This window comes from Streptomyces sp. NPDC006512, from assembly GCF_040611935.1.
Taxonomy (GTDB): Bacteria; Actinomycetota; Actinomycetes; order Streptomycetales; family Streptomycetaceae; genus Streptomyces.
In genome coordinates, this window is sequence record NZ_JBEXPG010000039.1 from 70,088 (window position 1) to 83,934 (window position 13,847).

The 13,847-nt window shown below is 72.2% G+C and carries 11 protein-coding genes and 1 pseudogene; 8 read left to right on the forward strand and 4 right to left on the reverse strand.

Going from position 1 to position 13,847, the window contains the following annotated elements:
* Window positions 1-362: 362 nt before the first annotated feature.
* A complete protein-coding gene (locus tag ABZZ17_RS25840; protein ID WP_356878997.1) occupies window positions 363-2,012 on the forward strand; it encodes a helix-turn-helix domain-containing protein in 1,650 nt (549 codons plus the stop codon).
* A gap of 69 nt (window positions 2,013-2,081) precedes the next feature.
* Here ABZZ17_RS25840 and uvrA read toward each other — a convergent pair whose 3' ends face one another.
* Window positions 2,082-4,550: an excinuclease ABC subunit UvrA gene (gene uvrA / locus ABZZ17_RS25845; protein ID WP_356878971.1), complete on the reverse strand. Its 2,469-nt coding sequence runs from the start codon at window positions 4,548-4,550 to the stop codon at window positions 2,082-2,084.
* 766 nt (window positions 4,551-5,316) lie between these two features.
* Window positions 5,317-6,282 (reverse strand): pirin family protein, encoded by a 966-nt coding sequence (locus ABZZ17_RS25850; RefSeq protein WP_356878973.1) that lies wholly within the window; start codon window positions 6,280-6,282, stop codon window positions 5,317-5,319.
* 129 nt (window positions 6,283-6,411) lie between these two features.
* Here ABZZ17_RS25850 and ABZZ17_RS25855 point away from each other — a divergent pair, with 129 nt between their 5' ends.
* The 7 genes from ABZZ17_RS25855 to ABZZ17_RS25885 all read left to right on the forward strand — a co-directional run bounded on the left by ABZZ17_RS25855 (window position 6,412) and on the right by ABZZ17_RS25885 (window position 11,116).
* The gene (locus ABZZ17_RS25855; RefSeq protein WP_356878975.1) at window positions 6,412-6,762 is read left to right on the forward strand and encodes a tetratricopeptide repeat protein; all 351 of its coding nucleotides are present in this window, start codon (window positions 6,412-6,414) and stop codon (window positions 6,760-6,762) included.
* A gap of 115 nt (window positions 6,763-6,877) precedes the next feature.
* Window positions 6,878-8,083, forward strand: coding sequence for a methyltransferase (locus ABZZ17_RS25860; protein WP_356878977.1), 1,206 nt, complete (start codon window positions 6,878-6,880; stop codon window positions 8,081-8,083).
* Window positions 8,084-8,111: 28 nt separating this feature from the next.
* Window positions 8,112-8,894, forward strand: a complete 783-nt coding sequence (locus tag ABZZ17_RS25865) for a MerR family transcriptional regulator (protein WP_356878979.1) — start codon at window positions 8,112-8,114, stop codon at window positions 8,892-8,894.
* A 224-nt stretch (window positions 8,895-9,118) separates the two neighbouring features.
* On the forward strand, window positions 9,119-9,676 hold the full coding sequence (locus ABZZ17_RS25870) for a DUF6230 family protein (RefSeq protein ID WP_356878999.1): 558 nt from the start codon (window positions 9,119-9,121) through the stop codon (window positions 9,674-9,676).
* Window positions 9,667-10,101: a DUF6114 domain-containing protein gene (locus tag ABZZ17_RS25875; RefSeq protein WP_356878981.1), complete on the forward strand. Its 435-nt coding sequence runs from the start codon at window positions 9,667-9,669 to the stop codon at window positions 10,099-10,101. The genes ABZZ17_RS25870 and ABZZ17_RS25875 overlap by 10 nt, the downstream gene beginning before the upstream one ends.
* Complete coding sequence (locus ABZZ17_RS25880) at window positions 10,098-10,748, forward strand: hypothetical protein (protein ID WP_356878983.1); 651 nt, start codon at window positions 10,098-10,100, stop codon at window positions 10,746-10,748. Before ABZZ17_RS25875 ends, ABZZ17_RS25880 begins: the two co-directional genes overlap by 4 nt.
* A gap of 56 nt (window positions 10,749-10,804) precedes the next feature.
* Window positions 10,805-11,116, forward strand: coding sequence for a DUF2087 domain-containing protein (locus ABZZ17_RS25885; RefSeq protein WP_356878985.1), 312 nt, complete (start codon window positions 10,805-10,807; stop codon window positions 11,114-11,116).
* Here the strand turns inward: ABZZ17_RS25885 and ABZZ17_RS25890 are convergent.
* Together ABZZ17_RS25890 and ABZZ17_RS25895 are read right to left on the reverse strand one after the other, a co-directional pair.
* Window positions 11,089-11,358 (reverse strand): annotated as a pseudogene (locus ABZZ17_RS25890) (phosphodiesterase); the annotation flags it as partial. The gene ABZZ17_RS25885 and the pseudogene ABZZ17_RS25890 overlap by 28 nt on opposite strands.
* Window positions 11,359-11,432: 74 nt before the next feature.
* Window positions 11,433-13,694 (reverse strand): hypothetical protein, encoded by a 2,262-nt coding sequence (locus ABZZ17_RS25895; protein ID WP_356878987.1) that lies wholly within the window; start codon window positions 13,692-13,694, stop codon window positions 11,433-11,435.
* Window positions 13,695-13,847 lie beyond the last annotated feature (153 nt).

Here is a 13,847-nt window from a genome sequence, read left to right on the forward strand (position 1 = left end):
GCTCTGCAGCCCGCCGATCAGCCCTGCGGCCTCGTCGGAGACTCCTCGTCCACGACGCCCTCAGGGTGGCGGGCCCAGCGGCTCCACGCCTGCGCCTGGCGGGTCGGAAAGGCACGGGGCCGGTCACCCCACGAGTACGAGAGGAGGAATCCGAACTTCTCGCACGAGCAGCCCGACCACGCACCACCGCTCGGCTGTAGGCTCGAAGAGGACGGAGTGATCCCATGGCCAGCAGCCGGGCGCCTAACCTGTACCGCCGCCGCTGCGACCGGGAGAGCAGCCTTCCGCGGCACAGCGGCGGGCGGCTCCCCATGGCCGCGCGTAGAGGGTCTCTCCCGGCCGACCGCGTCCCCCACGAGCTGATGGTGTTCTCCAGCGCCCTGCTCGACACTGTGGACACCCTGGACGAAGGCGAGATCCTGAGCCTGGCCATGGACCACGTAGCCGCCGCAGGGCCGTACGGCGCCGAGGCCGGATACCTCGAGGTGGACGGCGCCCTGGTCCCCAGCCCGAAGAACGGGCAGGTCCATGCCGTGGCCGTGGACCGGAGGGTACGGGAGCTGACCGGGGAGGACGGCCCGGTGAGCGTGCCCGGCCGACCCTGGGGCCGGGCCCTGGGGCTGCGCGGGTTCGGGAGGCTCCACGGCTACCTCGTGGTGACGTCCCGCTCCCGGCCCACCGACGCCGAGCGCTCCCTGCTCGCCACGCTCGTCCGGCACACTGCCGCTGCACTGTCCGTCGCCTTCGCACACCGCCTCCGACGCGAGGATGCGCTGGAGCTGCACCGGCTGAGGGAAGAGCGGACAGCCCTCCAGGGGCAGCTGATCTCCGTCGTGGCCGAGATGGGGTACCAGCGGTCCGTTCACGCGCTCATGGCCGACGTCGCCGCCTCGGGCGGCGGCGAGGAAGCCATCACCCGCGTACTGCACGGGCTCACGGGACTCCCCGCGCTGGTCGAGGACCGCTTCGGTCGGCTGAGGTCCTGGACCGGTCCTGATCGGCCCGACCCCTATCCCGAACCGGACCCCGTGCGCCAGGACGAAATGCTGCACGCCGTTGGCCGTCAGGCCGGGCCGGTGCGGGTGAAGGACCGGCTGGTCACCCTGGTCCGCCCGCATGGCGAGATCCTGGGCGTGCTGGCCCTGGTCGACGTCCGGGGCAAGGCCGACGAGCACACCCTGCGTGCGCTGGAGGACGGCGCCGCGTCGCTCGCCCCGGAGCTGGCGCACCTGCGCAATCTGGCCGAATTGGAGTCGAGGCTGCACCGCGAGGTGGCCGACGACCTCCTGGCAGGGACGGACGAGGCGAGCGCCTACGCCCGGTCCGAGGCCGTCGGACACGACCTGCACCGCCGCCACTACGTCGTCGTGGTGCAGTGGTCGAACCGGACCGCGGACGGTCCCTTCGAGCAGACCGTGAGCCGGGCGGCCTCTGCCGTGGGCATGCACTCGCTGCTCACCCGGCGGGCCGACCACGTGGTCCTGATCGCCGACGACAGGCCGCACGCCCGCGCACTGTACGAGGCGCTCGCCCGGGAGACCGGGACACGGTCCGGGACCATCGGCGTGAGCTCCCTGTGCGACTCCCCGGATGACATCCCCCACCGCTACGAGGAGGCGCAGCGCGCCCTGGAAGTGGGCCGCCACTCCCGCGAGCACTACGGCACGACATTCTTCGACGAGCTGGGCCTCTACCGCATTCTGGGACCCGGCAACGATTACCGGGAACTGGAGACGTTCGTCCACGAGTGGCTCGGGCAGCTGATCGACTACGACTCCCTGCACCACACGGCCTTGGTGGAGACGCTGTCCCAGTACTTCGACTGCGGCGGCAACTACGACGAGACCGCCGAATCCCTCGCGATCCACCGCAGCACGCTGCGCTATCGGCTCCAGCGCATCCGCAACATCAGCGGCAACGACCTCGCGAACGTCGAAAGCCGGCTCAACCTCCAGGTGGCGACCCGGGTGTGGAAGATCGTGCTGGGCGAACAAGCAGGACGACGTCGTTGAACGCGATACAGCATGAGTCCGATCCGGCCCCGAACCCGGCTGACCGGTGCGCAGCCCCTCGCGCCGTCGTCAGGAGCGCGCGAGTCGGGCCGCGAGGTAGGGCGCGGTGGCGCTGCGGCGGGCTCTCGCCACCTTGGCCGGTGGGCCCGCCGCGACCACCCGTCCGCCCGCGTCGCCGCCGCCCGGCCCGAGGTCGATGACCCAGTCGGCGGTGGCGATCGTGTCCAGGTCGTGCTCGACGAGGACGACCGTGTTGCCGGCGTCGACGAGCCGGTGCAGTTGTCGCAGCAGCAGCGCGATGTCCGAGGGGTGGAGCCCCGCCGTCGGTTCGTCGAGAAGGTAGAGCGCGTGGCCGCGGCGGGCTCGCTGCAGTTCGGTGGCCAGTTTGATGCGTTGCGCCTCACCGCCACTGAGCTCCGTCGCGGGCTGCCCCAGCCGCAGGTACCCCAGTCCCACCTCGCGCAACGTCTCCAGACTGCGGGCGGCGGCCGGGACGGCGGACAGGAATGCGGCCGCGGCGTCGACGGACAGGCCCAGCACTTCCGCGATGTTCTTGCCGCGGTAGGTGACGTCCAGGGTTTCGGCGTTGTACCGGGCGCCGTGGCAGGTCGGGCACGGTGCGTAGGTGCCGGGCAGGAAGAGCAGTTCCACCGCGACGAATCCTTCGCCCTGGCAGGTCTCGCACCGGCCTTCGGGCACGTTGAAGGAGAACCGCCCGGCCGAGTAGCCGCGCGCCCTGGCCTCGTCCGTCGACGCGTACAGTTTGCGCACGGCGTCGAACATGCCTGTGTACGTGGCCAGGTTGGAACGGGGGGTTCGGCCGATGGGCCGTTGGTCGACCCGGACCAGCCGGTCGAACGACTCGACCCCCGACGCGTCCTGGACGTCGACCACCAGCTGCGCCTCATCGGGCTCCTCGGGTACGAGTCCGAGGTGGCCGCGGACGACCTCGGCGAGCACCTGCGTCACCAGTGTCGACTTTCCGGAACCGGACACGCCCGTCACCGCCGTCAGCACGCAGAGCGGTAGGTCGACGGACATGTCGTGCAGGTTGTGGCGGGAGACGCCGCTCAGGTGCAGCCAGCCCTGCGGTGTGCGCGGGCGGTGGTCGAGCGGTTCGGCGCGCCCGAACAGGTACTGGCTCGTGGCCGACTCCGCGACCCGCTCCAGACCGGCGACGGGGCCGCTGTACAGCACGCGCCCGCCGCCCTCGCCCGCGCCGGGGCCGATGTCGACCACCCAGTCCGCGCGCCGTACGACGTCCATGTCGTGCTCCACGACGAACAGCGAGTTCCCCGCCGCCTTGAGGCGCTCCAGCACGTCCAGCAGCGGTTCCGCGTCAGCGGGGTGCAGGCCCGCGGAGGGTTCGTCGAGGACGTAGACGACGCCGAACAGCCCCGAGCGCAGCTGGGTGGCGATCCGCAGGCGTTGCGCCTCGCCGGGCGACAGGGTCGTCGAGCGGCGCCCGAGGCTGAGATATCCGAGGCCCAGGTCGAGCAGTACGTCGACCCGCGCGACCAGATCGCCGCAGATCCGGACCGCGACCTCGGTCGTCTCCCCGGATCGGGCGGTCGAGGTGGTGGCGTCGGCCTCGGACCGCCCCGCGACGGGCCGCAGCAGCCTCACGACCTCGGTGAGCGGCATCGCGTTGATCTCGGCGATGGAACGTCCGGCGAAGGTCACGGCGAGCGCCTCGGGCCGCAGTCCGCTGCCGTGGCACTCGGGGCAGGGCACGCTCCTGACGAACCGGAGCGCCCGTTCGCGCATCTTCTCGCTCTTGGAGTCGGCGAGGACGTGCATGACGTGCTTGCGGGCGCTCCAGAACTTGCCCTGGTAGCCGTAGTCGACGCGGTCCTCCTCCGGCTCGATGTACACGGAGGGCTGCTCGTCGGTGTACAGCAGCCAGTCCCGGTCCTTCTTCCTGAGCCTGCGCCACGGCCGGTCGATGTCGATCCCCAGGCCGTTCACGACACTGCGCAGGTTGGCTCCCTGCCAGGCGCCCGGCCAGGCGGCGATCGCCCCCTCGCGGATGCTCAGCGAGGGGTCCGGGACGAGCAGGTCCTCGGCGACGTCGTGCACGACGCCCAGTCCGTGGCATTCGGGGCAGGCACCGGCCGTGGTGTTGGGTGAGAACGACTCGGCTTCCAGCCGTGCCGCCCCGGGGGGATAGGTGCCGGCGCGGGAGTACAGCATGCGCAGCAGATTGGACAGCGTGGTGAGGGTGCCGACCGTCGAGCGCGAGCTGGGCGACCCGCGTCGCTGCTGCAGGGCCACGGCCGGTGGCAGTCCGGTGATTTCCTCCACGTGCGGTGCACCGACCTGCTGCAACAGCCTTCGGGCGTACGGTGCCACGGACTCGAAATAGCGCCGCTGGGCCTCCGCGTAGAGCGTGCCGAAAGCGAGCGAGGACTTGCCCGAACCGGAGACGCCGGTGAAGGCGACCATGGCGTCCCGCGGAACGTCGACGTCGATGTTCCGCAGGTTGTTCTCACTGGCGCCCCGGACATGCACGAAGGGATCGGTCGCGGGCTTGCTCACCCTTCCTGACTACCTGATCGCGCCGGGAACCGCGCGACAGGCGCCCTCGCCGGGCCTCGCTCACACGAGCGTCCGGACCGTTGATTCGATTGGCCCCCGCAGCCGCAGTGCACGCGCCTGCCCTCGCGGGCGATGACACTCGTCGGCACGGGCTGGGTGATCATTACCGCACGGTACGTTCGCCAGCCCCCGGGGCGGCCCGGCTCTTGGTCGACCCCGCGGCCTACACGCTGGACCATTCACCCGACCCCGCCTGTCGTCCGAACCTTCCGCGACTGCTGCGCAGCAGCCAGGGAATGCACGCGTCTGGCGCGACAGGGCCTGCGCCCACTGGCGCGCGTACCTCAACGGGCACGGCCAGGGCGGCAGCACTCGATAGACACCGACAGCGGCATGAATGTCGGAGCGGCCTACCCGAGTGACCGGTCGAACGCCGCAGGCAGCCCTTCATCCAGGCCATGCGACGAACCTCAGACGACTACGCTCCGTACAACCCGTCGCACCGTGTCCGAGAACCCCACCCACGACTCCTTCACGACCCCCGGAATCGATGAAGCGACCTGACGAACTGTCATCAAAGTCAGCATTGGGTCAGCATTGGTCCTGGCAAAGCTGACCCCAGCTGGTCATACCTGGGAAACATCGAGGGCACCGAGTGGGCCTTCCGGAGCCTCCCGTCGCCCGCCCCGCGGGAACGATCTCCGCACGGGAAGCGGCCTCTCCTCGGCTGATGCCGACTGATCGACCTACTGCAGAAAAGCGCAGGTCAGCGCACCCGTCCGCGTGCTTTCAGGGGCACCGGCGGGAGCTGCGGAGCGGGGATCGGGGGGCCGTCGTAGCCCTTTACTTCACCGTAGCGGGTGCCTTCCATCCAGTCCTTGCGAGCTTGTACGATCTCCTCGTTGCTCCGGCCGATCCAGTTCCAGAACATCACGATCTCCTCCTCGAACGGTTCGCCGCCCAGCAGCATCAGGCCGGCGTCCGAGGCGGCTCGGAGGGGGAGGTCGGTGCGGCCGCAGCCGAGGTAGAGCATCGAGCCCGGGAGGACCGGGACGCCGTCGACGTGGGTTTCGCCGGACATCGACAGGACCGCGTACTCGAAGTCCGGGTCCAGCGGGATCCGGGTTTCGGTGCCGGCGGCGAGGGTGAGGTCGGCGCCGACGATCGGGGTGTAGGCCGTGCCCGGCGAGGTGGCCGTGTCCAGGCTGCCCAGGATCACGGTGGCGGTCAGCCCGGGGGCGGTGACCTGCGGGAGGTCGGCGTGGTGCTGGAAGTGGGGGGCCACGTTCCGGTGCTCGTCCGGGAGGGCCACCCACAGCTGGGCGCCGTGCAGGAAGCGGGCGTGCGGGCGCGGGCTCTCCTCGGAGTGGCTGATGCCCCGGCCGGAGGTCATCAGGCCCAGCTCGCGGGGGCGGATCGTGGCGAGGCTGCCCTCGCTGTCGCGGTGCAGGACCTCCCCGTCGTGCAGCCAGCTCACGGTCTGCAGTCCCGAGTGGGGGTGGGGCGCGACCTGCATGCCGGGCTCGTCCGCGATGTCGTCCGGTCCGTAGTGGTCGACGAAGCACCAGGCGCCCACCATGCGGCGGCCCAGGTTCGGCAGGAGCCGGCGGACCTCGGTGGATTCCCCGAGCTTGACGGTGCGCGGGCTGAGGAGCTCGCGTACGGGTTCGGCCACGACGAAACCGCGGCCGCCGCAGGCGGAGAGAGCGGGCTGGCGATCGAGATTGCTCATACGGGACAACTTAGTCCCGACCGGCGGCGGCGTCGCCGCCCTTTCCCGCGGAATGTTCCGGCGGGAAGGCGCGTTCGAGGGAACGGACCGCCGGCAGGGGCGGGCGGACGAGCGAGCGGAAAGGACGCGATGAACGCGCCGACGGCTTACCACGAGCACGGGACCGCGGCGGAGCGCTGGGAGCGCGCCGGGCTCTTCTTCGAGGCGAAGGAGTACGCGACGGCCGCCCGCGTGCTGGCCACGCTCGCCGACGAGGCCCCGGAGCAGCTGGCTCCGCGGCTGCTGCTGGCCCGCGGCTACTACCACTCGGCGCAGCTGTCGCGCGCGGAGCGCGAGCTGCGCGCCATCCTGGAGCGCTGGCCGGTGGAGGACTACGCGCAGCTGCTGCTCGGGCGCACGCTGCAACGCCAGGGCCGGGCGGCCGAGGCGGGTCCGCACCTGCGGATCGCGGCGGCCATGGCGGGCGACTTCCCCGACTGACCAGGGCGTCTCTTCCGGCCTGGGCCGTCTCTTCCGAGCAGTACGAGCGGTAGTACGGACCGCCCGGCCGCGCGTGTGCGGGGGCGGGCGGTCGCCTCGGATAGCCTGGGCCCATATGAACCGCCTGACCACGCCCTTCGGCTCCTACGAACTCACCCGCTTCCCCGCGGACCCGCGCGACCGACTCCAGGCCTGGGACGCCGCCGACGAGTACCTGCTGCGTCACCTCGACGCCGGTACCGGCGAGCGCGGCCCGGTGGATCTGGCCGGTGCCGGGCAGATCACCGTGATCGGTGACCGCTGGGGAACCCTGACGACGGCCCTGGCCGCGTACCGTCCCACGCAGATCACCGATTCCTCGCTGACCCGGGCCGCCACCGAGGCGAACCTGGACCGGGCCGGGATCGGTACGTCCAAGTCGACGGTGACCCTGCTGACCACGCGGGACGCTCCGCCGGAGCGGATCGACGTCCTGCTGGTGCGGGTGCCGAAGAGCCTGGCGCTGCTGGAGGACCAGCTGTACCGGGTGGCGCCGCACGTGCACGCGGGGACGGTGGTCGTGGGCGCGGGCATGGTCAAGGAGATCCACACCTCGACGCTGCGCCTCTTCGAGAAGATCCTCGGCCCGACGAAGACCTCGCTCGCGGAGAAGAAGGCGCGGCTGATCTTCTGCACGCCGGGTAATCCGGGGGCTGCGCGGCCGACGACCGCCGGTCCGTGGCCGCTGACGTACACGGTGGACGAGGACGGCGGCTCGGGTGCCGGGCTGACCGTCGTCAACCACGCCGGGATCTTCTGCGCGGACCGGCTGGACGTCGGCACGCGCTTCTTCCTCCAGAACATCCCGACGAACACGGACGGGGCCCGGGTCGTGGACCTGGGCTGCGGCAACGGCGTGGTCGGCACGGCGGTCGCGGTGGCCGACCCGGACGCCGCGGTCGTCTTCACGGACGAGTCGTACCAGGCGGTCGCCTCGGCTCGGGCCACCTACGAGGCCAACGTGCCCGCGGGCCGGCGGACGGCCGAGTTCCTGACCGGTGACGGGGTCGCGATGCTGACGCCGGGTTCGGTGGACCTGGTGCTGTGCAATCCGCCGTTCCACTCCCACCAGGCGACGACGGACGCGACGGCGCTGCGCATGTTCGCGCAGTCGCGCAAGGCGCTGCGGCCGGGCGGCGAGCTGTGGGTGGTGGCCAACCGTCACATGGGGTACCACACCCATCTGCGCCGGCTGTTCGGGAACAGCGAAGTCACCGCGAGCGAGCCGAAGTTCGTGGTGCTGCGGGCGGTCAAGCGCGAGGAGCGCACACGCCCCATGTGACCTGCCGGTACGTCCTACACTCGGCCGCGTGAACAGCCAGGTGGATACGGACGGCAAGGCCGGGGGCGCGGCCGGGGACAAGGACGAGGGGCGGCGCTACCGCCGGGAGGACGTGGCCCGGGCGGCCGGCGTGAAGGTGCGCAACCTGCGCTACTACCAGGAGCGCGGGCTGCTGCCGCCGCCGCGCCGGGAGGGGCGGATCGCGTGGTACTCCGACGACCACCTGACCCGGCTGCGGCTGATCAGCGATCTGCTGGGGCGCGGGTACACGGTCAACGGGATCGGTGAGCTGCTGGACGCCTGGGAGCGGGGCGGCGGCTTGTCCCAACTGCTCGGTCTGGAACGGGAGATGACCCGGGACTGGGTGCACGAGGAGCCGGTCACGATGACCCGGGCCGAGCTGCGCGAGCTGTTCGGCCCGGAGGCGAGGGCCGAGCACACCCGGCGGGCGGCGGAGCTGGGTTACGTACGGGTCGACGGCGATCTGGTGACGTATCCGAACCGGCGGCTGCTGGAGGCGACGCTGGCGCTGGTGCGGCAGGGGGTGCCGCTCGGGGAGATCCTGGACGCGGGGGACTTCGTACAGGTTCAGGCGGACGCGCTCGCGGACCGGTTCGTCGGACTTTTCCGGCGGCATGTGATCGGTGCGGAGGGGCTGGAGCCACTTTCGGCCACCCAGCTGGATCATGTCCGGGAGGCGGTGGCGGCGCTGCGGCCGGTGGCGGGCGAGGTCGTGGCCGCCGAGTTCGCGCGGGCGATGGCCCGGCGGGTGGAGGCGGAGGTCGCCGAACTGCTGCGTACGGAGCAGTAGGAGTCGGCCGAAAGGGTGCACTCTCACAACCTTGCCAACCACCATTGGCACTCTTACATTCAACTCGTCGGTAACAAAGGTGCACAGCCGAGATAAGGGACGATCTCATGGCGGATTCACCGAACTTATCCGAGCCCCCCGGCAAGGACGCCGCGGGCGGCGGAGGCGGCGGAGGCGCCGCGGACAGAGGTGAGGGCCGGGTGCGCTGGCGCCGGTTCGCCCTGCTGACCGTGCCCGCCGTGGCCGTGACGGCGGGGCTCGGCATCGCCTTGGCGCAGGGGGCGCTCGCCGCCTCCTTCGCGGTGTCGGGGCAGCAGTTCAAGGTGTCGGCGAAGAGCCTGGAGGGCGAGGGCTTCGCCCAGTACGGCAGCGTGGACGTCAACGCCCGCGAGGAGCTGATCCCGGTGGCGGTCACCGCCATCAGGGAGGCGAAGCTGAACAGCCTGTGCCAGTCGGTGGTCACCACCCTCCCGGTGATCGGCGACATCTCGCTCAACCTGACGGCCGGGCAGAAGAAGCCGGTCGAGGCGACCAACCTGTTCGTCGACGCGACACAGCTCTCCGGTGACGCGGTCTTCACGAACATCGAGATCGGGCGCGACGCCTCCACCCTGGACAAGGGGCCCGCGGAGGCGCAGGGCATGCAGGACCTGTTCGCCCAGCAGGCGGACACGGTCAGCATCACCGGTCTCCAGCAGACGGCGTGGGCGACCAATGCGGGAACGTTCAAGCTGTCCGGGCTGAGCATGAACATCAGCAAGGGCAAGAAGGAATGCTTCTGAGCCGCTGGCGGCGGTGGCGGCGCGGCCGGCCGTTCTGGGGCGGGCTGTTCGCCGTCCTGGCCGGAGCGTGGATCTGCGTCCTGCCCCTGGCCCCGTTGAAGATCATGCTCCAGCAGGGCGTGGCGGGCATCCCGTCCGTCCTGATGGGGATCGTCATGATCGTCCTCGGGATCACCGCCTGGTTCTCCCCCCAGCAGCGCTCGCTCGCCGGGGTCCTCACCACGCTCATCGCCACCGCCGCGCTGGTCCTGTCGAACCTCGGCGGGTTCCTGATCGGCACCCTGCTCGGCATCGTCGGCGGCGGCCTGATGTTCGCCTGGCAGCCGTCCGCGTCCCGGCGCGACGGGGGCTCCGCCGCCCCCGCCGGGGCCGAACCGCCCCCCGCTCCCACCCCGCAACACGATCCCCAAGGAGCACAGCCATGAGCCGTACGCGCACCGCGCTCGCCCTCGGGACGGCGGCCGCGGCCGCCCTGACGTTGGCCTCGGCCACCGCCTCCGCCTCGCCCTCACCTCTGGCCGGGTCCACCACCGTCACCCCGGCCGGGCACGCCTTCAAGGCCACCCTCAGCGGGAAGGCCACGCTCAAGGCCGGTTCGGTCACGGTGACCTGCACGGTCTCCGTGTCCACCGGTACCGTGCCGGCGGCCCCCGGCAACCAGAACCCCGCCGGGCCGGTCTCCTCGCCGATCTCCCCGCCGACCTACAGCTCCTGTACCTCCAGCGTCTGGGGGGTGACGCCGACGGTCACCACCAGCGGCGCGTGGTCGGTGTCGATGCAGCACGGCTCCCCGATCACCGCGACGATGAACGTCCCGGTCGGCGGGCTCGTCGTCACCACGACCGGCCTGGCCAACTGCGTCGTCACCACGGCGCCGACCGCCCCGGCGGCCGTCAACGGCACCTGGACGAACGGCGCCCCGCCCAGCCTGACCTTCACCAACGCCTCCGTACCCGTCACGGTCACCGGCGGCTTCGGCTGCCCGACGAGCGCGACCTCCTCCACCTTCAACGCCGTCTACAAGGTCTCCGACACCACCGACCCGGCCCAGCAGATCACCGTCGGACCCTGACCCGCGCCACCGAAATTGCGTTGCCCCGGCGGAGGGGACGGGTGAAGCTCGCTGACATGTCACAGATCACCGAGCATCCCGATCCCTCCGCCCCCGCCGTCCGGCAAGGACGTGGGGTCGAAGACCTCTTCTCCGCCGGACGGCTCCTCGCGATCCCGCGCAGGGCGGCCCGGCGCGAGCAGTTGCTCGCCCACCTCGCCGAGACCCTGTTCGCGCAGGACCGCGAGTACACCGAGCCCGAGGTCAACGAGGCGCTGCGCACCGTGCACGAGGACTGCTCGGCGCTGCGCCGCTACCTGATCACCTCGGGGCGGCTCACCCGGACCCGGGACGGCAGCAGCTACCGCCGTCCGGTCACCACCCGGTAGTGCGTCGTCAGTCGCCCGTCGTCGCCCCGTACGTGGAAGGCGACGGCGGGCGGTTCGTCGAGGTGGACGTGGTGGTCGGGTCCCGTCGCGGTGTCCCACGGGAGCCGGAGGGTGGACGCCGCTCCGGGCGCGACGAGCAGGGGCCGGCCCGCGAAGGCGGTCGCGGCCGCGGTGTGCGCGAGGCCGCGCAGGAAGGCGCGCGGGCGGGGGTGGCGTCCGGCCAGTTCCGCGAGGCGTTCCTCGCCGAACTGCCCGACACGATCGTCCACGGCTTGCGGGAGCTCCCCGTCAGCTGGTGACGGGGAGCCCTGCGGCCTCAGGCCGTGGTGGCCGGGCGCTTGCGGCGCACCAGCACCCAGCCGGCCGCGGTGAGGACGGCCGCGGCCCCGGCGAGGGTGGCGGCGGCGGTGCCGGTGGAGGCGAGGGCGCCACCGCCGGTCGTGGTGGTGCCCGTACCGCCGACCGTGCCGCCGGAACCCGTGGCACCACCGGATCCGGCCGTGCCGCCGGAGGCCACGGCTCCGCCCGACCCGGAGGTGCCGTCGCCGGAGGTGCCGCCCGTCGTTCCGGAGGTGCCGGAGGTGCCCGTGCCGGAGGTACCCGTGCCGGTCCCGCCGGACGCGCCCGTGCCGCCCGTACCGCCCGTGCCGCCCGTACCGTCCGTGCCGGATCCGCCCGTGCCGTCGGTCGGGCCGTCGCCCGCGCCTCCGGTCCCGTTGCCGCCGCCCGTGGTGGTCTCGGCCGGGGTGACGGTGAGGGTGACCGGGCTGGTGCGGCTGGTGCCGGCTTCGTTGTGGAACTCCGCCCGGTAGCGGTGGCCGCTGTCGGAGGCCCGGGCCGTGAACGAGTACACCGGGGCGTTCGCCCCTTCGACCGGCTTCCACGTCCGGCCGGCGTCGGCGCTGACCTGCCAGGCGACGGCGGGCTCGGGAATCCCCTCGGCCCGCGCGGTCAGTACGGCCCGGGTTCCCTCCGTGACGGTCTGGTCGGTGGGCCCCTGGGTCACCTTCGGGGAGACGGAGCGTTGTAGCCGGGTGATGCGGCCCTCGGCGGGGTTCGAGACGAAGACCGTCCCGGCGCCGGGTTCCACCGCCAGCGAGGCGAACCCCAACTGGCCGTGGTTGCCGGGCAGTACGACCGGCTCGGCGGCCTGCTCGAAGTCGGCGGTGCGGTACACGGTCAGGCTGCCGTTGTTGTCGCTGCCGGGCTGCGCGGGGTCGCCCGCGTCCTGCCGGACGACGAACGCCTCGTGCGTGGCGGGGTCGAACCGCGCCGCCCGGGGCAGGTCCTCGCCCTCCAGGACGCGCAGCCGCTTGCCCGCGGCGTCGTGGACGACGACCGAGGTGTCGAGGCCGACCCAGACCGCCCCGGTCTCCGGGTCCACCTCGGTGAACCCGATGTAGCCCTCCCCCGGCGGGAGTTCGACGGTGGCGGAGACATGGAACGTGGCCGCGTCGATCCGGCACATCCGCCGGTTGCCCGCGTCGGTGAACCAGATGACCTTGCGGACCGGGTCGACGGCGAACCCGTCGCCGCCCTCCAGGGTGACGGTGCGCTTCACCGTGGCGGTGGCGGTGTCGACCTCGGACAGGGCGGGGCCCTGGGCGACGAACACCGTCCCCGGTGCGATCCCGGGCGCGGCGTCCGTGACGGCGCCGCCCGGCACCCACGCACCGGCCGCGGCGGCGTCGCCGTCCTTGGCGGTGCCGATGCCGCGCAGCGGGTAGGAGAAGACGACTCCGTCGCCCGGGAGCGGGGCGACGATCTGGCGGACGGCCCGCCTGCCGAGCGTGCCCGTGGACCCCGGCGCCTGACTGATGGTGCTGCGCACCCTGCCGTCGGCCGGGTCGAGGACGTGCAGTCCGCTCTCGTTCACGTCGGCCGTGTCGGGGAGGTCGTCGGAACCGACGTACAGCTTGCGGGAGTCGGGGTGCAGCATCAGGTCGCGGGGTTTGCCCGCGCTGGTGAACTGCGCCGTCGTCCGGTAGGCGACGGTGCCCTGGGGTACGCCGACGCCCTCGCCTCCGGGGCCGACCGGGTCCTGGCCCCGGAAGGCGACGGGTACGCGTACGTCCTGCGAGCGGTCGCCGGCGCCCCGGTGGTCGACGCGGGTGACGACGGAGCAGGCCACCTGTGTGCAGTCCAGGCCCTCGTTCTTCGCCGTCAGCTTCAGCTCGACGTCGAAGCGGCCGCCTTCGCCGTAGGGGATCCCCAGCTCGCCGGCGTGCGGGTCGCCCTGGGGGACGATCCACTGCGAGGCCTTGGACCCGCCGGCCGTGTCGGCGCCCCCCACGCAGGGGGCGGGGACCCGGTTGTCCCCGTTGTCCTTGCAGAAGGCGACGTAGACGCCCTTCGCCTGGTCGTAGCCCTGGCCGGTGACGCGTACGGTCTGGCCGAGCGGATCCAGACCGGACGCGGTGGACACGGTCAGCTGCTGGCCTTCGGCGCCCCGTACGGTGCGTGCGGGCCCGGCGGCGGCACCGGCCGGGCTCGCGGAGGCCGCGGAGACGAGGACGAGCGCGAGTGCCGCGGAGGCCGCGCCCGCCCGGGCGGGGGTGCTGGAATGCTGGGGTGTCATGGCTTCCTCGTCGACGTGACGCTTGACCGGGCCTGGTGCGAAGGCGACCGCGCGCGGACCTAGTGCCGTGGCCGGGAAGGTTTGCCGGGTCGCGGCGTCCGGTGCGGTGCATCTCAAGGCGGAGGGCCGCGGCTCGTACTGGACGTACCTCCG